This window comes from Mycobacterium sp. SM1, assembly GCF_018361265.1.
GTDB lineage: Bacteria > Actinomycetota > Actinomycetes > Mycobacteriales > Mycobacteriaceae > Mycobacterium.
On record NZ_JAFLNH010000001.1, the window covers coordinates 1,956,387 to 1,975,159 of the forward strand.

Consider the following 18,773-nt stretch of genomic DNA (forward strand, 5'->3'; position numbering starts at 1 on the left):
CCAGTTGTCCGGCACGCGGTAGCTGATAATGGCGGGATGCGTTCGGTCGAGGAACATCAACGTGTCGTCGCCGGGCTGATCACCGCCCGCCCGCCCGTGGCAGTGTCCCTTGCCGACGCGGTGGGTCTGGTGTTGGCCGAGGATGTCGTCGCGCCGGTACCGCTGCCGGTTTTCGACAACTCGGCGATGGACGGCTATGCCGTCCGGGCTGACGAGGTCGCCTCCGCAACCCCCGAGCATCCGGTGAAACTGCCGGTTGCCGACGATATTGCGGCTGGACGTACCGACATCCCCACACTCGAGCCGGGCACCGCGCACCGGATCATGACCGGTGCGCCGATACCGGCCGGGGCCACCGCGGTGGTGCCGGTGGAGTTCACCGACGGGCGAACCGATACGGTGTCGATTCACGCCGCCAGCGGCGCGGGACGCCACATCCGCCGGGCCGGCGAGGACGTTCGCGCCGGCGCGCCGGTGCTACGGGCCGGACAGGTGGTGACTCCGGCAGTGGCCGGGTTGGCCGCGGCGCTGGGATTGCCTGAGCTGAGGGTGATCCCCCGGCAGCGGGTGCTGGTGATCTCCACCGGGTCGGAACTGGTGCCACCGGGCACCCCGCTGCAACCGGGCCAGGTCTATGAATCCAACTCGATCATGCTGGCCGCTGCCGTGCGTGACGCGGGCGCCGCCGTCGTCGGTACCCCGACCGCGGGTGACGACGTCGCGCAGTTCGCCGCCGCGCTCGAGCGATATGCCCGCGACGCCGATTTGATCATCACCAGCGGCGGGGTCAGCGCGGGAGCGTACGAGGTGGTCAAAGACGCGTTCGGGCGTGGCGGGGATCGCGGGGTGGAATTCGTCAAGGTGGCGATGCAACCGGGGATGCCGCAGGGCGTCGGGCGGGTGGCCGGGACGCCGATTGTCACGATGCCCGGCAACCCGGTTAGCGCGCTGGTGTCCTTCGAGGTGTTCGTCCGTGCCGCCTTACGGCGGGCCATGGGCGTGCCGGCACCGGAGCGCCCGCGAATATCGGCGGTGCTCACCGAGACCTTGACCTCGCCCCCCGGCAAACGGCAGTTCCGCCGTGGTGTCCTGGACGCCGCGGGCACGACGGTCAGCGGGTGCGGGCCGCCCGCGTCGCACCATCTGCGCTGGCTGGCATCGGCCAACTGCTTGCTGGATATTCCCGAGGATGTCGTGGAGGTGCCCGCCGGGTCCGCGCTGCAGGTTTGGGATCTCAGGTAGCCCGCAAGCCGGCCCGGCTCCGTAAGATGACCGCCGATGGCACACCGCCCCCGCCGCCTCGCCGACGATTCGACATCCACCCCGCAACACCTCCTGGGGCTGGCGCGCCGGGCGGTGCCGCCGGTGCATCCCGCCGGGCTGCCGTTCGTCACCGCCGCCCTGGCGGTGGCGTTGGCCGGAACTCTCGCCGGACGCGACTACCGATGGGCGCGCCGCGCGGGCCTGCTGGCAGCGGGCGCGTGCGCGGGCTTCTTCCGCCACCCGCAGCGAGTGCCGCCCACCCGCCCAGGCGTGGTGGTTGCGCCCGCTGACGGCCTGATCTGCGCGCTCGACACCGCGGCTCCGCCCGCTGAATTGGGCCTCAGCGCTGCGCCGCTGCCGCGGGTCAGCATCTTTCTCTCGCTGTTGGATGCGCACGTGCAGCGGGCACCGGTGGGCGGGGAGGTGCTCGCGGTACGGCACCGGGCGGGGCGCTTCCGAGCAGCCGGCCTGGCCGCCTCCAGCGACGACAACGAGCGCACCAGCGTGCGGATCCGCACTTCCAGTGGCGCCGAAGTCATCGTCGTGCAGATCGCCGGCCTGCTCGCGCGCCGTATCGTCTGCGACGCGCGGATCGGAGACAGGCTGTCTATCGGCGATACCTATGGGCTGATCCGTTTCGGGTCCCGGCTGGACACCTACTTGCCCACGGAGGCGGATGTCTTGGTCACCGTGGGCCAACGCGCGCTTGCGGGCGAAACCGTGCTGGCACAGCTGCCATGACCGCCAAGCCCCGCGCCAGGCGGGCGGTTGACCTGCGCGTTCTGCCCAGCGCGATGAGCGTGCTGGCCATCTGCGCCGGGCTTACTTCGATCCGGTTCGCCCTGCTGCACCAACCGCACGCGGCGATAGCGCTGATCGCCGCGGCCGCCATCCTCGACGGGCTCGACGGGCGGGTGGCCCGCCTGCTGGATGCCGAGTCCCGCATGGGTGAGCAGATCGACTCACTGGCCGATGCGGTGAACTTCGGGGTGGCGCCGGCGATGGTGATCTACGTGTCGATGTTGTCGGCGTCGCCGGAGGGTTGGGTTGCGGTGTTGCTGTACCCGGTCTGCATCGTGCTGCGGCTGGCGAGATTCAACGCCTTACTCGACGATGCCAGCCTGCCCGAGTACGAGCGGGAATTTTTCGTCGGGATGCCAGCCCCGGCCGGCGCGATCACAGTGCTCGGTCCGCTGGCCGCCAGACTGCAGTTCGGCGAGGGATGGTGGAGTTCGCCATGGCTGGTCTGCTCCTGGCTGGTGGCTTGCTCGCTACTGGTGGTCAGCAGGATCCCGATGAAGAAAATGCATGCCATCACGGTGCCGCCGAACCTGGCGGCCCTGTTGCTGGCGGGGATGGCGATCGCCGCCGCCGCCGCGGTCGTCGCTCCATACCTCTTGATCTTGGTGCTCATCGCCGCCTACCTGAGCCATATTCCATTCGCCGTGCGCAGCCACCGTTGGGTTGCCGCACACCCGGAGACCTGGGGTGACAAACCCAAGCAACGACGCGCCGCCCGCCGCGCGACCCGCCGGGTACGGCCGCACCGCCGGTCCGTGGCGCGGCTGGGGCTGCGCAGGCCGGGCGGCTGAGATCCGCCGGGGAACACTCGACAGCTCCCGCTCACCGACCCGCTGAGCACCCCGGCCGTCGACGTGCGCCGTGGTGTTGCGACTGCACCCGGCCGTGGCGGAGAGATTCCCCTCCCGCCTTCGGTCAGCCGGCCGCCGGGGGCCGGGTTACCACGTGGATGCGGTAGCCGTATTTGGGGGTGCCCTCGCTGCCCCGCAGCGGAACCCCGCCCAGCATCGGCATCCCGGGCATCCCGGGCATGCCCTCCCCGAGGTCGGAGGCGTTGGTCTCCGGGGTGGCGCCGCCCCACTGGGTGGCGTGGAAGGCCGAGCGGGTCGGGCTGGTCGCCGGGGCGGCCGCGGCCCAGCTCGGCGGCACCGACAACCTGCCCATCGAGGCAGCCCGGCCCACCCCCACCGCCACCGGCAGCCTCCCCAGGCCCCCCAGCCCGGCACCGGCGGCACCGGCGGCAGCCGCCGCCCCACCAGCAGCCGCCGACCCCCCGGCACTGGCCGCGCCGGAACCAGCGCTGGGCCATAGGCTGCTAAACCCCGTCAAAGCCTGAAGGATGTTCGTCGGGTTGGCGATCCCCGAGGACATCATCGAGTTTTCCAGGGTTCCCGCCGGCGAGCTTTGCAGGTTGTTCAGGAAGGTCATCAGGTTCGACAGCCCCGACGATGATGACGATGATGACGAGGAGGATGCAGACTGCGCCGGTTGGGCGAGCTCCTGCAGCGCCTGGGGCACCGCGGAGGTGATCGTGGACAGCGTCGTCTGCGCGGTGGTGCCGCTCGACGCGCCGGCGGCCTGGCTGACCGCGGCCGCCTGCCCGGCCAGCCCGGTGGCGTTGGTGGTCTGCGGCACCGGGCTGAACGGGGTCAGTGTCGAGGCTACCGCCGAGGAGCCGGCGTAGTCATACATCGCCGCGGCGTCCTGGGCCCACATTTCAGAGTAGGCGGCCTCGTTGGCGGCGATCGCCGGGGTGTTCTGCCCCAAGATGTTGGTCGCGACCAGCGACGCCAGCTGAGCGCGATTGGCTGTGACCATCGTCGGGGGCACCGTCATGGCAAACGCCGCCTCATAGGCGCTCGCCGCCGCCCGGGCGTGCGCCGCCGCCTGCTCGGCCTGCTCCGCGGCGGCGCTCAGCCACCCCACATACGGGGCGGCCGCGGCCGCCATCAACTCCGACGACGGACCGTGCCAGCCTTCGCTGGTCAACCGTGAGACCACCGACGTGTAGGCGGCCGCGGCCGGGTTCAGCTCGGCGGCCAACCCGTCCCAGGCGGTCGCGGCGGCCAGCAACGGCCCTGAGCCCGCACCGACGTACATGCGCGCCGAGTTGATCTCCGGTGGCAGCGCCCCGAAATCCACCAATGCTGGTTGCATAGCCGTGAAAACCATTGGACTTCTCCTTACAATTCCTTCAATCATTCGACGGAACAGCCGAACCCGGACCGCTGCAGTGTTATGCCGGAGTGCTGAGTATGTCTGCTCGTGATGAGCTGGCAGGGGTGCCGCGACTCGGCGGACCCGATTCAGGAGACGGTGCCGGGGCCGGATCGAAACGAAACGGTCAACGATTTAGGTAGCGGACTATCGTCTGCACGCATCTCGTCCTCACCTCCTCACGGCCGGGGCACACGGGGGTGCCACTACGGGTGCACCAAGGGGCTCAGGCCACCGGGCCAATCGGTCCGGGCGCCGCATCCCTCTCGTCAGGGCTTTGGCAGGGCACGGCGTATCCGGCTCGTTCGGAGCCGAAAGCCACTGGGGCTTAACCCTTAAGCCGGGAGCAGCTGGGCGTCTCTCGACGTTCAGGGCCGGTGGCCTATGTCCGTGCCGGCGCCTCGCCTAGCGAGGTTTCATGCACTGTCTTGTTAGTCGTTTGCAAATACCGAAGAGTTCCATCCGGTACACCGCGTCGTGCCCCAAAATGCATCGCAACACTCAGTCGCCTGCCAGCTGGAACTCCACCATCGCCGCGACGGTGTCCACGGCGTCACGGAGCGCGGCCAGCCGCCGCGCGGCCGATGGCGCCGATAGGACGGCGTAGCGGTCGGCCGGGCCGATCGGGATTCGAGACGCCAGCGCATACAGGCGCGCTCCGGCGTCCACCTCAGCGTCCCCACCGCCCAGGAGGACGTCGCGCCCCGGCAACACGGCGCCACGGGCGGCGGCGATCCGCTCGAATAAGGCCAGCACCCGGGCCTCCACCTCGCGGAGCTGTGCAGGGGTCACCGGCTCGCCGGGCTCGTCGGGCCAGGCCCGCACCTGCGCGCGCGGATAGGGATCATCGGCCAGCCACTCGCATACCCGGATGCGCTCACCCGTGTGGCAGCGCAGCCAGTAGCGGCCCGCGCCGAGATCAACGTGCTCGACGATGCTCGCCAGCGCGCCGACATCGCAGCGGTCGTCTTCGCCGCCGACTTCGCTGCCGCGTGCAATCAACACCACCCCGAAGCGGGGATCGCCACTGCGCAGCCGGTCTTGCACCAACGCGGTGTAGCGCGGTTCGAATATCTGCAACGGCAGATCCTCATTGGGCAGCAGCACCGATTCCAGCGGAAACATCGGCAGCAGGAAGGATTCGGGCCCGCCGGTGGGCATCAGATGTCCAGCTCGGCGACCAGCGCGTCGACGACCGCCCGCAGGTCTCCGTCGTGTTTCTCGGCGACCCGGCGCTGCCTCTGGTATGACGCACCCAAACGGCAGATGTCTTGCACCGCCGCCAGCTCGTCGGCGCAGTGCAGCATTTTCGCAACCGGCTCAAGGCGATTGAGTACGTCGGGAATATCATCGGTGACCGGGCGTTCGTTGCCTTCGGCGTCCAAGATGATGATGGCGTCCAAACCGTAGCGAGCGGCGCGCCACTTATTCTCCTGAACATGCCAGGGCGGCATCGTCGGCAGCGTCTCCCCGACGTCCAGCCGGCGCTCCATGTCGTGCACCAGACAGTGCGTCAACGCGACCAGGGATCTCAGCTCGCGCAGGTTGGACACCCCATCGCAGACCCGCACCTCCAACGTGCCGAGATGTGGCGATGGCCTTATATCCCAACGAATTTCGTCCATGTGGTCGATGATCCCGGTTTTCTTCTGGTCGTACACGAAGCCTTCAAACTCTGCCCACGTTTGAAAATGAAACGGCAGGCCAGCGGTCGGTAGCTGCTGAAACATCATCGCCCGATTGCTGGCGTACCCGGTGTCCTCACCGCTCCACCAGGGAGAAGACGCCGAGAGCGCCAACAGATGCGGATAGTAGTTGAGCATTGAGGTCATGATCGGCATTACTTTGGCCGCCGAGCGAATGCCGATATGCACGTGCACCCCCCAGATCAGCATCTGCCGGCCCCACCACTGGGTACGCTTGATCAACTCGGCGTAGCGGGGCGAGTCGGTGAGCTTCTGGGCCGACCACCGGGCGAACGGGTGTGCGCCCGCGCCGAACAACTCCATGCCGCGGGACTGGACGATCGGCCGGACGGTGCGCAACGTGTCGCGCAGATCCTCCATGGCCTGGGCGGTGGACTCACAGACGCCGCTGACGATTTCGACGGTATTGCGCAGCAATTCCTTGTGCACGCGGGGGTTTTCGCCGATCTCGGCGATGACGGCGGTGGCTTCGTTGCTCAGGTCTCGGCTTTGCGGGTCGACGAGGGCCAGTTCCCATTCCACCCCGACCGTCGGCCGCGGCGAACCGGCGAAATCGATTCGGGCATCATGTCTGCTAGCCGGTACCGATGACACCGCACGCCACCCGCTTGCCGGAGTCCCCGGTGGTCAACGTGGTCTCGTCGGGACCAGGGGTCCCATTGGCCTGGGTGTAGCGTTCCGGCGGAATGTTGGCGAAGTTGTCGGCACCGGCGTGAATGATGAGCGCGGTCTTCTCACCGGCCAGCAGGTCCTCTCTGGTGAACGCGTCGGTGGTGGTCACCAGCAGTGCCGCGCCGTCCTGGCGCACCTCCAGCGAGGTCAGGTCGCCGCTGGCGGGCTGGCCGGTATGCCCCGGTGCCTGGTAGTGCCCGCCGGCGGACAGGAAGTTGCCGGGAGGGCCACCGGTTGGCGCGACCGAGTCGGGTTCGCACTTGCCGACCTGGTGAATGTGGAGTCCATGAAATCCTGGCGTTAGCTTGCCAAGAGCGGTTGTCGCCACCGTGATACGGACATAGCCAGGGTCGAACTCGAATTTCGCGATCGCGACCTGGGTCCCGTCGGGAGCCTTGAGGCGAGTGGTCAGGCTCTCGGCTTCGCCTTTCGGTGGTGTTGTCGTCGGCGACGGAGACCCGGTCCAAATAGACGGGGTGGTGCCTGGGGTTGACGACGGGGGCTGGTTAGGGGTGCAGGCGCTCAGCAGCGCGATCGGGGCGGCAGCAAATGTGGCGGACATCAGGGCGGCGGCGATGTTGCTGGTGGGCTTAGGCATATCCAGAGCCTATCCCGGCGACGATGCGGGCCGGCACGGCCCGCGGAGGAGCGGGATCATGACTCCAGTCCGGCGACGATGCGGGCCGGCACGGCCCGCGGAGGAGCGGGATCATGACTCCAGTCCGGCGACGATGCGGGCCGGCACGGCCCGCGCCAGGCATTGAAGCTCAGCGAGCCACCACCACGATGACACCCGGAGGCTGGTCGGCTACTTCGGGGATTCGCGGTTCGACTGCTGCTCCGAGCTTTTGGCCCACGGCTTCTGCGGTAGCGCGCTCACCGTCGGCATTGGTGAAGTACACCGTGGTGACCGAAACATCAGGCAGGGATAAGTCGCCGATCTCGGTGACGTCGAAACCAGCCGCTTTGAGTTCGTTAGCGGTGCGCCCGGCCACGCCATCTTGCCTGGAGATGTTGTACACGCGCACGACCGCCTGCCGGGCAGCCGGTGTGGTTGTCGGCGAAGGCCGGGTGCTGGTTGCGGTAACCGCGGATGCCCGCGACGAGTCATCGTCGGCACTCCCGCTCGAGCTCATCGCCTGCCAGCCGAGCAACAAAAAGATGACACCAAGGAACAGCAGTACCATCACCATGGCCCGCAACGGAAGCCCCGAGGAATCGGGGACGCGCTCGCTCATCGAGCCCACTGTATCCAGGAGCGGACCATAAGCCCTAAAAAGTGGCCCTAGGTGACCTCGAAGCCAAGCCGTCGCGCGGCCCGTGCCTTCTGTCGACTAGCACGTAGCCGCCGTAGCCGTTTCACCAGCATCGGGTCTGCCGCCAGGGCCTCCGGGCGGTCGACGAGAGCGTTGAGCACCTGGTAGTAGCGCGTCGCCGACATTGAGAACAACTCCTTGATGGCTTCTTCTTTAGCACCGGAGTATTTCCACCATTGGCGTTCGAATGCCAGGATGTCGCGTTCGCGGCGTGTTAGCCCGTCGGTGATTTCAGAGTCGTCCCCCGATCGATTTGCCCGCGCAATGGCGCTATCCATATCGCTTCCCCTGGAACCTTCCGGCGAATTCTGATTAATCGGCTTTGTTTCGGCGAATATTCAACCACGCCTGCCACTGCTGGGCCATAACCCCGGCTCGCGACACGCCCAGTCGATTGCCGCGCTCCTCCGCAGGCCGCTGCGCGGCCGGCGTCGTCGCCCGGCGTGCGCTGGATTGCCGCGCTCCTCCGCAGGCCGCTGCGCGGCCGGCGTCGTCGCCCGGCTTAGGCTTGCGGATCATGGCCGTTGTACCCATTCGCATCGTCGGAGATCCAATCCTGCGTACCCCAACGACTCCCGTGCCGGTCGGCGCCGATGGCTCGCTGCCGGCCGATCTGGGAGATTTGATCACTACCATGTACGACACCATGGACGCCGCTTACGGGGTTGGTCTAGCTGCCAACCAGATCGGGGTGGGGTTGCGGGTATTTGTCTACGACTGCGCCGATGAGCGTGGGCAGTCCACCCGCCGTCGCGGCGTGGTTGTCAACCCGGTACTTGAGACCTCCGAGATACCCGAGACCATGCCAGACCCGGAGACCGACGAGGAGGGATGCCTGTCGGTGCCGGGGGAATCATTCCCGACCGGGCGGGCGAAGTGGGCGCGGGTCACCGGGCTAGATGCCGATGGCAACCCGATCGCCATCGAGGGCACCGGGCTTTTCGCGCGGATGCTGCAGCACGAAACCGGACATCTTGACGGTTACCTGTATTTGGACCGCCTCGTCGGCCGGTATGCGCGCGCCGCCAAACGGGCCATCAAGGCACACGGCTGGGGTGTTCCCGGCCTGTCGTGGACGCCGGGTGAGGGACCCGACCCGTTTGGGCACGGATGATCTCCTGGCCGGCGTTGGGCACCCGGGTGACGGTGCGGTACCGGCGGCCCGCGGGGTCAAGCCCGTCACTGACCGACGCCGTGGGGCATCTGCTGGCAACCGAGCCGGTAGTGCGGGTGCGCACGAAAACCGGTGCGGTCGTCGAAATCGACAGCGCGGACGTGGTGGCGTTGCGGGCACTGACCGACGCGCCGGTGCGGAGCGGCCAAATCCGTGCGCTTGAGCATGCCGCCGCTTTCGCCTGGCCCGGCGTCGAGCGGCAGTGGTTGGATGGCTGGCTGCTGCGCGCCGGTCACGGGGTCACGTTTCGCGCTAATTCGGCAGTGCCACTGGATATTTCGGCAAACCAAAGTGTCATCCCGGCGATCGTCGATTGGTACCTGCGGCGCGATCTGACACCGCGGCTGGCTGTTGCAGACCGCTTGCTGCGCCTTCCCGGCACCGGCGAACGCCCGAATCGGGTGTTTGTGCGCAACGTGTCGGCGGGCGAGCCACACCCGTCGGTCACCTTGGCTTGCCGCCCCGACGCCGCTTGGCTGGGGCTTTCGCGCCACGCCATACCCGTCGACGTGCTGACCGCCGTCGTCGACGGTGAGTTGGCGTTCGCCGTCTGCGCCGGCATCGCGGTGGGACGAGCTGCGGTGACTAACGCGCCCGACGGAACCCGCTGGGTAGGCCTGTCATTGGTGACGGTGGCGGACGGGCCGGGAGGATGCGCTCACGTAAAAAGGTTGTGCGAGGCGCTGCTGGCCTGGGGCGCGAACCGCGGCGCTACCCGTGGCTACGTGCGCGTTGCTGATGACAACACCGCTGCGAACAGCCTGATCGACTCCCTGGGATTCACCCTGCACCACCACAGCCGTTACTTCTCGGTGGCGTCGTAGGCTGACAGCCATGTTGCGTCCTGCAAGTTGGACTGGACTAGCGGGTGGAAGTCCCGTCCCGGTAGGCACCGGAGCGCCGGGTAGCAGGCCCCGGTTCGTCGTCGAGAGGCGGCGGGCTAAGCGGGGTGTCAAAAGCCTCTTTGGAGGGAGCAAGTGTGCGGGCCGTAGCGGAACCGCGAACTCTGCAGCTTCGTCACAGTCACAATGGGAGAGCCTCGCCCGACATGGTGTGGTGCCGCCGTGCGGCACAGGCCGAGCACGCCCTTGCGGCGGTGGGAGGGATTCTGGCGTCGTTGGGGTTGCGGCTGCGTCCGGACGAGACGAAGGTGGTCGATTTGCGCGAGGGCCGGGAGGGCCTGGATTTCCTGGGCTGTCATTTCCTGGGCCGTCATTTCCGGGCGCGCATGTCTGGGCGGTTGTGGCGGCAGCGGGGCATTGCGCGGACTTGAATCCGATCCTGCGCGGTTGGGACAACTACTTTCGTACCGGCAATGCCGCCAACAACTTCCGCCAGATCGACTGGCACGTGGTGCATCGGCTGTTTCGCTTGATGGTCAAGAAGCGGGGCCGTAATCTGGTGCTGGTCAAGCCGCGCAGTGGACTGAGCAGTGGTTCAACGGCCACGGCCTCTACCGTCTCCGCGGCACTATCCGCTACCCAAAGGCTGCGTAACCATGTCTAGAAGATCATCGGTAAGCCGTGTGCGGGAAAACCGCACGCACGGATTGAAAGGGGGATGGGGAGACGGGTCTGCCCTGCAGACACCGCGCCCCTGACTGCCCATGCCAGCGGGAACACTGCGGCTGGCCACCTGGAATGTGAATTCGATTCGCATCCGCCTAGACCGGGTCCTTGACTGGCTGGGGCGCGCCGAGGTTGACGTGCTGGCCATGCAGGAGACCAAGTGCGCCGATGACCAGTTCCCCGCCCTGCCGTTCTTCGAACGGGGCTACGAGGTCGCACATGTCGGCTTCAATCAGTGGAACGGTGTGGCGATCGCCTCTCGCGTCGGGCTGCGCGACGTCGAGGTCGGGTTTGCCGGCCAGCCTACCTGGCGCAACAGCCCAGAGGGGGAGCCCACCGCGGAAGCTCGCGCCTTGGCTGCCAGCTGCGGCGGGGTTCGGGTATGGAGCCTGTATGTGCCCAATGGCCGGGCCCTAGACGACCCACATTACGCTTACAAGCTGGATTGGCTTGCAGCACTTCGTGATACGGCTGAAGGCTGGCTGCGCGACGATCCGTCGGCACTGATCGCGCTGGCCGGTGACTGGAATATCGCCCCGACGGACGATGATGTGTGGAGTGTCGAGTTCTATCGCGGCTCCACCCACGTCTCCGAGCCGGAGCGCAAGGCGTTCAACGCCATTATCGACGCTCAATTCACTGACGTGGTAAGACCTTTCACGCCAGGCCCGGGAGTCTACACCTATTGGGACTACACCCAGCTGAGCTTTCCCAAGGGTCGAGGGATGCGCATCGACTTCATCCTGGCCTCGCCTGCGCTGGCGGCACGGGTGACCGATGCGCAGATCGTGCGCGAGGAGCGCAAGGGCAAGGCGCCCAGCGACCACGCGCCGGTGCTGGTTGATGTGCGCCCTGGCTGAGCCGCGGAGCATCACCGGCAGATGGTGATACATGTTTGCGGGTTTTCGTCGTGGCGAGGCTCTCGATTTATGCGATCTGGACAGAATATTCTGATGGTATGGAATTTGCCCGTTTACGGGTATACCGTCCCCAGCTGAGATTGCAGCGGGGCCGACTAATGCATAGGGAGTGAGCAGATCATGGGTGTCGTCGACGGCGCGATTCGCAGCGTGGGTCGAACGGTGAGTCGTGCAGCGGAGGTGACCACCGAGGCCGCGGGCGCCGTGGGCGGTGCCGCGGTCAGCGCTGTCATCGGAGGGGTAACCGGGGCTGCCGAGGGCGTGCGGCGTGGAGTGAAAAGCGGAAGCCACTCAACGCCCGCGGCGGCGTTGACCCTGGGTGCGCTGGGTGTCACCGGCCTGCTCGAGTGGCCAGTGGTGTTGACGGTCGGCGGTGCCGCGTTGCTCTTGCGGCAGTTAAGCCAGCATCGCAACGGGACGGCCACCCCGACGACGGCGGCGAAAGCAGCAGAACCCGCCAAATCGGTGCCGCCGAAGAAGGGAACCACCGCGGCCACGAGAACACCGGCGGCCCGGTCGCGCGCCGGGGCCCGTCGCTAGCCGGCTCCGCCGAGTAAGGATTGAGTACCGTCGGGTCCGTGCGAAGGTTCTTGCCGCTGCGTGCCGTCGCGACGGGCATTCAAGCGACGTCCGCGCTGGCCGGCGCGTCGCTGCAGACCGCCGCAACGGTCGCAACGTCACTGGCCACGGCCGGCATCACCATCACCGCTATTCCGGTGCGCCACGGCGTCAAAGCGTTCTCGCATGAGTTTTCCCCGTCGCTGGGCCGGCACTGCTCGCGGGGTGATGGCCGCGCGTGGATCGAGGTTCGCGGACTTGACGGCGCTGACGGCGCTGAGCTCGGGCGGGCCGTGCTCGAGGCGGTCCGGGCCCTTCCGGGCGTGACATCGGCGAGGCTGAACTATCCGCTGTCGCGGGTGGTCGTCGGCCTTGACGACGACCACCCGCCGCTGGGCGACCTGTGCCGCGCCGTTGCGGACGCCGAAAAGCGCGCTCACCGAGCCCTCACCCCAGTAAACGGCCGGCGTGCCGCACGCCCGGAACCCTTGCCGGGCGACGGGCTGCTGCTGGCCACCAGAATGGTGACGGTCGGTGTGCACGCGGCCGGGCTGGGCGCAGCGATGGCTGGCCGAGCGCTACGCTGGCCGCGATTCCCAAACAGCGTCGAAGCGGCCGTCGCGGTCGTGAGCTTGCAGCCGCGGCTGCGCGCCCTGCTCGAGGATCGAATCGGCAAGCCGGCAACCGACACCGTGCTGACGCTGGCCATGGCCGCCGCGCACACCGTGACCCTGTCGCCGGCGGCCTTGCTGGTGGACCTGATGACCGAGATGCTCAAAGCCGCCGAATACCGCGCAGTGGCCCAGGCGTGGGACCGACACGAGCCGGAGTTGGCCCGCTATGCCGACGACCGCGCCGTCCACCCCCCGGGGCGGCCGGTACCGGCACCCCCGGGCCCGGTCGAACGCCACATGCAGCGCAGCGCTTGGGTCCAGGCGATCGGCGCGGCGGCCGTCGGTGCCGCCACCCGCCGGGTGGATATGGCCGCTACCGCCGCGCTGGTGGCCATGCCCAAGGCGTTGAAAGCCACCCGCGAATCCTTCGCCGCTACGCTCGGGCGCGGTTTAGCCGACCAGCACGCGGTCTTGCCACTGCGGGGGGACAGCCTGCGCCGCCTGGATCGGGTCGACGCCCTCGTCATCGACCCCCGGGTGCTATGCAGCGACCAATTGCGGGTGCTGCGGGTGCGCGGCGCCCGTGAGGATGAGGTCTCGGTGGCCTGGCAGGGCGCGCAGACCCTGCTCAAGCACCACGACGTGCGTCCGGGCTGGCATCGAGTGCCTGGGATGCCAGCGCGACGATCGGGGGAGGCGTTCGGCGTCGAAGCGTTGATCTGCCCGGCACACGAGCCGCTGGCGTCGGCGGTGATGGCAGAGGCGCGCCGGTCCGGGCTGGAGCTGGTCTCGGTCGACGTCGACGAGCTGGGCGAATTGGCGCCCAGCTTCGACGAGATCCGGCAACTCGAAAACGGGTCGATCGATGACGCGCTGGCCGCGGCCGTCGCCGCCTTGCAACAGGCCGGCCGCGCGGTGGCCGTGCTGTCATCTTTCGGCACCCGCGCGCTCTCGTCGGCAAACCTGTCGTTGGGCATCATGCCGGCGCCCGGCACCGGTCCCCCGCCCTGGTATGCGGACCTGATACTGGCCGATCTTGCCGGCGCCTGGCGGGTGTTGCACGCGTTGCCTGCGGCCAAGTCGGCGACCCGGCGAGGTATCGAGCTGTCCACCGCTGCCTCGGCGTTGGGTTCGCTTTTCATGCTGCCCGGTGTCCGCGGCCGGGGGCCGGGACCGGTCACCACCGGGGCGGCGGCCGGTGTGCTCACGGGATACCTGCTGGCGCGCGGGGTCGTCCGGGCACCCGCGCCGCGACCCGCACCTGCCCACGAGTGGCACGCGATGTCGGTCGAGCAGGTCCGCGAGCTGCTGCCGCCGCCGGAGTCGCGGGAACGAGGACCCGCCACCGAGCTGCGACCCCGCGCGGGTGCGACGCGCGCTCTGGCTGGGGGCCTGCGCGCAGCGCGGCGCGCCGCCGAGCTGGCTGGACGGCCCAAGCAAGCGGTGTGGAACTTCCTCAAGGCAGTTCGGGCCGAGCTCGACGACCCGTTGACGCCGGTGCTGGCGATCGGCTCGGCGGCCAGCGCGGTGCTGGGTTCGCCCGTCGACGCGATCATGGTCGGCTCGGTGCTCACCGGAAACTCGATACTGGCGGCCAGCCAGCGGCTGCGCGCCGAGAGCCAGCTGAACCGGTTGCTCGCGCAGCAGATTCCGCCCGCCCGGAAAGTGGAACACGGTCCCGACGGGACGCCGCTGTACGCCGACATCAACGCGGAGCAGCTGCGGCCGGGTGACGTGATCGAGGTGCGCACCGATGAGGTGATCCCCGCCGACGCCCGGTTGCTCGAGGAAGACGACCTCGAGGTCGACGAGGCGACGCTCACCGGTGAGTCGCTGCCGGTGGAAAAACAGGTCGAGGCCACGCCGGGCGCCGACCTTGCCGAGCGTCGCTGCATGCTCTTCGCCGGGACCAATGTCGTGGCGGGCACCGGGGTCGCCCTGGTGACCGCCGTGGGAGCCGACACCCAGGCGCGCCGCGCCGCCGAGCTCGCGGCCGGCGAGCTGCCCCCTATCGGGCTACAGCATCAGCTCAGCCGTCTCACCAACCGGGCGTGGCCGGTCAGCGCGGCCGGTGGCGCCCTGGTCAGCGCGCTGGGCTTGTTGCGCCGCAAGGGTTTGCGCCAGGCGGTGGCCAGCGGCATCGCCGTCACGGTGGCGGCCGTTCCCGAGGGGATGCCGCTGGTCGCGACGCTGGCCCAGCAGGCCTCGGCGCGTCGGCTGACGGAATTCGGCGCGCTGGTACGTATCCCGCGGTCGGTGGAGGCGCTCGGCCGGGTCGACGTGGTGTGTTTCGATAAGACCGGAACGCTGTCCGAGAACCGCCTTCGGGTGGTCCAGGTGCATCCCGCGCCCGGCCACTCCCGCGACGAGGTGTTGCGCTGCGCCGCGCGCGCCGCGCCCCCGGCGCTGAACGGTGGCCGGCACGTCCACGCCACCGACGCCGCCATCATCGAGGCGGCGGGCGCGGACGGCTCGAAATCCCTGCCCGAACCCGAAGCGCACCTGCCGTTTCGCTCCGGCCGATCGTTCTCGGCCTCGGTGTCGGGTGGGGAACTCACGGTCAAGGGCGCGCCGGAAGTGGTGCTCGGCGCCTGCCGCGAGCTTCCCGCCGGCGTGCGCGCCAAGGTAGATGAAATGGCGGCCGGCGGGCTGCGGGTGATCGCGGTCGCGCGGCGACAGCTGACCGCCGCTCAGGTTCGGGCTGTCCAGGATGACCCCGACGACGACGAGCTGATCGCCGGCTTGTCCGCCGGTGAGCTGTCGTTGGTGGGTTTTCTGGGGCTGGCCGACACCCCGCGCCCGCAGGCGGCCCGCCTGATTTCGGACCTTCGCGAGCGCGGCGTGGCGGTGCGGCTCATCACCGGTGATCATCCGATTACCGCCGCGGCGATCGCCGACGAGCTGGGCATGCGGGTGGGCGCCGAGCAGGTGATCAGCGGCCTGGAGTGGGACGCCATGTCACGCAAGGAGCAGGAGCGCGCCGTCGCCGAGCGGGTGGTGTTCGCCCGGATGTCACCGGAGCAAAAGGTGCAGATCGTGCAGACACTTGAGCGCACCGGAAAGGTGTGCGCGATGGTCGGCGATGGCTCCAATGACGCCGCGGCCATCCGGGCGGCCACGGTCGGCATCGGTGTCGTCTCGCGCGGCAGCGACCCGGCCCGCGTGGCGTCCGATGTGGTCCTGGTCGATGGGCGCATCGAGGCGCTGCTGCACGCGATCGAAGAAGGCCGCGAGCTGTGGCGGCGGGTGCAGGCGGCGGTGTCGGTGTTGCTCGGGGGCAACGCCGGCGAGGTGGCGTTCGCCATTATCGGCAGCGCGATCACCGGAAGTTCGCCGCTTAACACCCGCCAGCTGCTGCTGGTGAACATGTTGACCGATGCGTTGCCGGCGGCGGCCCTTGCGGTCAGCCCGACCGCCGGCGCCGGCGGCACCGGTGGACGTGGCCCCGACGAGTCCGCGCTGTGGCGTGCCGTGGGTATTCGCGGGACGACCACCGCGGCCGCTGCCACGGCGGCGTGGGCGATGGCCTCGTTCACCGGACGCCGGCAACGCGCCTCCACGGTAGCGTTGGTCGCGCTGGTGTCCGCCCAACTGGGGCAGACCCTGCTGGATTCCCGCGCCCCCTTGGTGGTGCTCACCGCGGCCGGCTCGCTGGTCGCGATGGGGACGTTGATTAGCATTCCAGGTGTCAGCCAGCTGCTGGGATGCACCCCGCTGGGCCCGCTCGCCTGGGCGCAGGGGCTGGGATCGGCGGCCGTGGCGACCGTCGGCGTGGCCGCTGCTACGCGCTTCGTAACTGGCCGGAGTACGCCCGGGCCAGAGCCGCCATCCGCTGTCGGTTCGACGCCCGACGCGTCTTCACGATCTCCACGACCCCGACGCGCCACAGCGCCGCGTACAACTGAATCAACGGCACGGTTAACACTGGTGCCAGGACCTGAGGCAACTGATCAGTGAGGGCGTCGGTCATCGACATAGTTCCCACAGTGACTACGACACCCGGCTGGCCGGCAAATACATCGTTACTGAAAGGCAAAACATGGTCGAAAAATCGTCGCGGCGCGGAACTTCGCAAAGCGAAGCCGTCCAGAAGATCCGCGAAGGGGAGACGTTCGCGGTGAACCTGCCAATCGTCGGGCAGGTCATGGTCCCGCGGCCGGACCAGCTCGCCTACTACGCCGGCCTGGCCGCGCTGGCCGCTTTCGAGCTCATCGACTGGCCGGTGGCCCTGGTCATCGCCGCGGGACACATCATGGCCAACAACCACCACAACCGCATCCTGGAGGAACTCGGCGAGGCGATGGAAGAGTGCTGAGCGGTGCGTGACGGGCGGCTGCCATCCAACTTCGCGTCGCGGCGAGCGCTGGAAAAGATCAAAGATAAAGAATGCGTCTCGGCTTCGCGGTGCGCGACCGGCCCCTTCCGGGGCAACGCCGGAACCGATGGCGGTCTATTCGAACCTAGGGCCACCTTTTCTGGTGGCTGGGATGCGCGCGATACTCGAGGGACCGTTTATAACGCCACGGCCACCGCCGGCCCGCGCGATAGGCGGCGAGGTAAAAAGCGGTGAACACCCCCGCGGTGATAATCGCAATGATCACGAACTGCAGGCGCTGCCCACGGGCAACCGGATCGCCCCAACTCGCGTCACTATAGCCGTAGCCAGGCGCAAAAACGACAACCGCGCCCACCAACATCGCCGTATGCCAGGGCTTCGCCAAATCGATCGCGACCACCAAAATAACCATGCCGAACACGCCTGACCACCATGTCTTCTTGGCGGTCGCCGTGCCACCGTAGGAGTCGGGAGCCGGGTCGTAGTCGGGGTCGCCGGCGCCGGGCGGCAAAGTCCCGTCTGGGGAGGGGCCGGGCAAGCTGTCCGTTACATAATATGCGTAAATTTTGCCGCGAATCTTGATATACAGGGTGAAATGGTAGGCGTTGAATATCATCAAGAAGCAGGCAAGGAATGACAGGGCGGCCCCTATCTTCCACCCCTATCTTCCAGTCGGGCGGGTATCTGATGAAGAATCCGGACATCGATGCCAGGAGAGCGCCAGCCTTGTACCCGCAACGCCGTATCGACCGTGGCTACGCACGCCCGCGGCGGCGGCCGAACCCCTCCAACGGATTTCAGGAACGGCTGCGCCTTACCACATGCAGGTAATAGCCGTAATTAGCGGGGGTCATCAAGGCGAAGGCAAGCCCCACACCGACCGCGCGCCCAATCGAATCGGGCACTTGCACAGCCACCATCACAATTGCGGCGGCGATGACGGGCGCCAGCAGGGTAACGCCCTTTCGCCACATCCCTTTAGCAAAGAAGTAGAGCGGGCCGAACAGGAACGCCGGAATATTGCTGTTGATGCGCACCCTGGCACCGAAGGGAAGCGCTTTGAACGCTTGCCGAGCCTCGGGCGATGATGAGGGCAGACCGTAGGCGAGAAAGAACGCGAATCGCTGCCGCCAAGGCGCCGGACACTATTGGCGTCATAGGTTTCGGACACGACCAGACAGGATACCCAACATTTACGCCAGGCCGAACATTGGCAAAATTGCGCCGCGCCGGTCACTTAATAACAGGCCAAACCGAGGCGCCCCTTGCCCCACGATTTTGTGGGCGTGGATGTAAATCAGCGTCGAGGCGTATCACCGGGCCCACACGATTATCGCGTACGCCGTTGACAACGCGAAGCCCCAGATCGTCGCGCGCCTGGCGCCGTTGGGCCGTTGGCCGCAGCCACCGGACTCGGCGACGGTGACGTGAGCTGGAAGTATCCGATGGCTCGTGGGCGGCGCCGCAGCACGGCGCCTGCGCGCCGGCGGCCGGTTGCGCTAGCGTGGAGTCGACAATTCCGCGCGGGAGCGCACGCCCAGTGCGCTGAGAGGACGGCTGGGGCCGTCGACCGTATGAACCTGACCGGGTAATGCCGTCGTAGGGAGATGTTTATGACCGATCTGTCC

The 18,773-nt window shown here is 68.0% G+C and carries 19 protein-coding genes, 1 pseudogene and 2 riboswitches; of the genes and pseudogenes, 11 read left to right on the top strand and 9 right to left on the bottom strand.

Annotated features, from left to right (window positions below; genetic code table 11):
* Positions 1 to 36 precede the first annotated feature (36 nt).
* The 3 genes from glp to pssA are packed head-to-tail and all read left to right on the top strand — an operon-like array spanning position 37 to position 2,855.
* The gene (gene glp / locus MSM1_RS08945; RefSeq protein WP_213441112.1) at positions 37 to 1,242 is read left to right on the top strand and encodes a gephyrin-like molybdotransferase Glp; all 1,206 of its coding nucleotides are present in this window, start codon (positions 37 to 39) and stop codon (positions 1,240 to 1,242) included.
* A 36-nt stretch (positions 1,243 to 1,278) separates the two neighbouring features.
* Positions 1,279 to 2,004, top strand: a complete 726-nt coding sequence (locus MSM1_RS08950) for a phosphatidylserine decarboxylase (protein ID WP_213441113.1) — start codon at positions 1,279 to 1,281, stop codon at positions 2,002 to 2,004.
* Positions 2,001 to 2,855 carry a CDP-diacylglycerol--serine O-phosphatidyltransferase gene (pssA, locus tag MSM1_RS08955; protein WP_213441114.1) on the top strand — a complete coding sequence of 285 codons (855 nt, stop codon included), beginning with the start codon at positions 2,001 to 2,003 and terminating at the stop codon, positions 2,853 to 2,855. The genes MSM1_RS08950 and pssA overlap by 4 nt, the downstream gene beginning before the upstream one ends.
* A gap of 124 nt (positions 2,856 to 2,979) precedes the next feature.
* Here pssA and MSM1_RS08960 read toward each other — a convergent pair whose 3' ends face one another.
* The 6 genes from MSM1_RS08960 to MSM1_RS08985 all read right to left on the bottom strand — a co-directional run bounded on the left by MSM1_RS08960 (position 2,980) and on the right by MSM1_RS08985 (position 8,253).
* Positions 2,980 to 4,236, bottom strand: coding sequence for a PPE family protein (locus MSM1_RS08960; protein ID WP_236054826.1), 1,257 nt, complete (start codon positions 4,234 to 4,236; stop codon positions 2,980 to 2,982).
* 299 nt (positions 4,237 to 4,535) lie between these two features.
* Positions 4,536 to 4,701, bottom strand: a riboswitch (M-box (ykoK) riboswitch).
* Between the two features lie 81 nt (positions 4,702 to 4,782).
* Positions 4,783 to 5,442, bottom strand: coding sequence for an LON peptidase substrate-binding domain-containing protein (locus MSM1_RS08965; protein ID WP_213441115.1), 660 nt, complete (start codon positions 5,440 to 5,442; stop codon positions 4,783 to 4,785).
* The gene (locus tag MSM1_RS08970; protein ID WP_213441116.1) at positions 5,442 to 6,581 is read right to left on the bottom strand and encodes a glutamate--cysteine ligase; all 1,140 of its coding nucleotides are present in this window, start codon (positions 6,579 to 6,581) and stop codon (positions 5,442 to 5,444) included. Before MSM1_RS08970 ends, MSM1_RS08965 begins: the two co-directional genes overlap by 1 nt.
* Entirely contained in the window at positions 6,562 to 7,257 is a 696-nt protein-coding gene (locus MSM1_RS08975) for a superoxide dismutase family protein (protein ID WP_213441117.1), read from the bottom strand. Before MSM1_RS08975 ends, MSM1_RS08970 begins: the two co-directional genes overlap by 20 nt.
* Before the next feature lie 169 nt (positions 7,258 to 7,426).
* The gene (locus MSM1_RS08980) at positions 7,427 to 7,897 is read right to left on the bottom strand and encodes a LytR C-terminal domain-containing protein (protein WP_213441118.1); all 471 of its coding nucleotides are present in this window, start codon (positions 7,895 to 7,897) and stop codon (positions 7,427 to 7,429) included.
* 47 nt (positions 7,898 to 7,944) lie between these two features.
* Positions 7,945 to 8,253, bottom strand: coding sequence for a DUF3263 domain-containing protein (locus MSM1_RS08985; protein ID WP_213441119.1), 309 nt, complete (start codon positions 8,251 to 8,253; stop codon positions 7,945 to 7,947).
* 239 nt (positions 8,254 to 8,492) lie between these two features.
* Between MSM1_RS08985 and MSM1_RS08990 the strand changes: the two genes are divergently transcribed.
* The 7 genes and pseudogenes from MSM1_RS08990 to MSM1_RS22925 form a co-directional block, all read left to right on the top strand.
* A complete protein-coding gene (locus MSM1_RS08990; protein WP_213441120.1) occupies positions 8,493 to 9,089 on the top strand; it encodes a peptide deformylase in 597 nt (198 codons plus the stop codon).
* Positions 9,086 to 9,973: a GNAT family N-acetyltransferase gene (locus MSM1_RS08995; RefSeq protein ID WP_213441121.1), complete on the top strand. Its 888-nt coding sequence runs from the start codon at positions 9,086 to 9,088 to the stop codon at positions 9,971 to 9,973. The genes MSM1_RS08990 and MSM1_RS08995 overlap by 4 nt, the downstream gene beginning before the upstream one ends.
* 224 nt (positions 9,974 to 10,197) lie before the next feature.
* Positions 10,198 to 10,422 (top strand): hypothetical protein, encoded by a 225-nt coding sequence (locus MSM1_RS09000; protein WP_213441122.1) that lies wholly within the window; start codon positions 10,198 to 10,200, stop codon positions 10,420 to 10,422.
* On the top strand, positions 10,419 to 10,655 hold the full coding sequence (locus tag MSM1_RS09005) for a group II intron maturase-specific domain-containing protein (RefSeq protein WP_213441123.1): 237 nt from the start codon (positions 10,419 to 10,421) through the stop codon (positions 10,653 to 10,655). The genes MSM1_RS09000 and MSM1_RS09005 overlap by 4 nt, the downstream gene beginning before the upstream one ends.
* A 115-nt stretch (positions 10,656 to 10,770) precedes the next feature.
* Positions 10,771 to 11,577 (top strand): exodeoxyribonuclease III, encoded by an 807-nt coding sequence (locus MSM1_RS09010; protein WP_213441625.1) that lies wholly within the window; start codon positions 10,771 to 10,773, stop codon positions 11,575 to 11,577.
* 180 nt (positions 11,578 to 11,757) lie between these two features.
* The gene (locus MSM1_RS09015; protein ID WP_213441124.1) at positions 11,758 to 12,177 is read left to right on the top strand and encodes a hypothetical protein; all 420 of its coding nucleotides are present in this window, start codon (positions 11,758 to 11,760) and stop codon (positions 12,175 to 12,177) included.
* A 2,186-nt stretch (positions 12,178 to 14,363) separates the two neighbouring features.
* Positions 14,364 to 16,523, top strand: a pseudogene (locus MSM1_RS22925) (HAD-IC family P-type ATPase); the annotation flags it as partial.
* A 67-nt stretch (positions 16,524 to 16,590) separates the two neighbouring features.
* Here MSM1_RS22925 and MSM1_RS22930 read toward each other — a convergent pair.
* The gene (locus tag MSM1_RS22930) at positions 16,591 to 16,785 is read right to left on the bottom strand and encodes an Rv1535 domain-containing protein (RefSeq protein ID WP_374101699.1); all 195 of its coding nucleotides are present in this window, start codon (positions 16,783 to 16,785) and stop codon (positions 16,591 to 16,593) included.
* Between the two features lie 63 nt (positions 16,786 to 16,848).
* Between MSM1_RS22930 and MSM1_RS09025 the strand changes: the two genes are divergently transcribed.
* Entirely contained in the window at positions 16,849 to 17,124 is a 276-nt protein-coding gene (locus MSM1_RS09025) for a hypothetical protein (protein ID WP_213441125.1), read from the top strand.
* A 145-nt stretch (positions 17,125 to 17,269) separates the two neighbouring features.
* On the opposite strand, the gene MSM1_RS09030 is transcribed toward MSM1_RS09025, so the two are convergent.
* Both MSM1_RS09030 and MSM1_RS09035 read right to left on the bottom strand, forming a co-directional pair.
* Positions 17,270 to 17,761: a hypothetical protein gene (locus tag MSM1_RS09030; RefSeq protein WP_236054827.1), complete on the bottom strand. Its 492-nt coding sequence runs from the start codon at positions 17,759 to 17,761 to the stop codon at positions 17,270 to 17,272.
* A gap of 181 nt (positions 17,762 to 17,942) precedes the next feature.
* Positions 17,943 to 18,242, bottom strand: a complete 300-nt coding sequence (locus tag MSM1_RS09035) for a DUF2628 domain-containing protein (RefSeq protein WP_213441631.1) — start codon at positions 18,240 to 18,242, stop codon at positions 17,943 to 17,945.
* A 416-nt stretch (positions 18,243 to 18,658) separates the two neighbouring features.
* A riboswitch (TPP riboswitch) is annotated at positions 18,659 to 18,768 on the top strand.
* The last annotated feature ends 5 nt before the right edge of the window (positions 18,769 to 18,773 follow it).

What these genes read in the sequence shown, in the direction of transcription:
- MSM1_RS08990 (WP_213441120.1), top strand. Translation starts at nt 8,493, where the DNA reads ATGGCCGTTGTACCCATTCGCATCGTCGGAGATCCAATCCTGCGTACC.
- MSM1_RS08985 (WP_213441119.1), bottom strand. Translation starts at nt 8,253, where the DNA reads ATGGATAGCGCCATTGCGCGGGCAAATCGATCGGGGGACGACTCTGAA.
- MSM1_RS08950 (WP_213441113.1), top strand. Translation starts at nt 1,279, where the DNA reads ATGGCACACCGCCCCCGCCGCCTCGCCGACGATTCGACATCCACCCCG.
- MSM1_RS08965 (WP_213441115.1), bottom strand. Translation starts at nt 5,442, where the DNA reads ATGCCCACCGGCGGGCCCGAATCCTTCCTGCTGCCGATGTTTCCGCTG.
- MSM1_RS09000 (WP_213441122.1), top strand. Translation starts at nt 10,198, where the DNA reads ATGGTGTGGTGCCGCCGTGCGGCACAGGCCGAGCACGCCCTTGCGGCG.
- MSM1_RS08980 (WP_213441118.1), bottom strand. Translation starts at nt 7,897, where the DNA reads ATGAGCGAGCGCGTCCCCGATTCCTCGGGGCTTCCGTTGCGGGCCATG.
- MSM1_RS09030 (WP_236054827.1), bottom strand. Translation starts at nt 17,761, where the DNA reads ATGATATTCAACGCCTACCATTTCACCCTGTATATCAAGATTCGCGGC.
- MSM1_RS08995 (WP_213441121.1), top strand. Translation starts at nt 9,086, where the DNA reads ATGATCTCCTGGCCGGCGTTGGGCACCCGGGTGACGGTGCGGTACCGG.
- MSM1_RS09025 (WP_213441125.1), top strand. Translation starts at nt 16,849, where the DNA reads ATGGTCGAAAAATCGTCGCGGCGCGGAACTTCGCAAAGCGAAGCCGTC.
- MSM1_RS08975 (WP_213441117.1), bottom strand. Translation starts at nt 7,257, where the DNA reads ATGCCTAAGCCCACCAGCAACATCGCCGCCGCCCTGATGTCCGCCACA.
- glp (WP_213441112.1), top strand. Translation starts at nt 37, where the DNA reads ATGCGTTCGGTCGAGGAACATCAACGTGTCGTCGCCGGGCTGATCACC.
- MSM1_RS22930 (WP_374101699.1), bottom strand. Translation starts at nt 16,785, where the DNA reads ATGTCGATGACCGACGCCCTCACTGATCAGTTGCCTCAGGTCCTGGCA.
- pssA (WP_213441114.1), top strand. Translation starts at nt 2,001, where the DNA reads ATGACCGCCAAGCCCCGCGCCAGGCGGGCGGTTGACCTGCGCGTTCTG.
- MSM1_RS09015 (WP_213441124.1), top strand. Translation starts at nt 11,758, where the DNA reads ATGGGTGTCGTCGACGGCGCGATTCGCAGCGTGGGTCGAACGGTGAGT.
- MSM1_RS08960 (WP_236054826.1), bottom strand. Translation starts at nt 4,236, where the DNA reads ATGGTTTTCACGGCTATGCAACCAGCATTGGTGGATTTCGGGGCGCTG.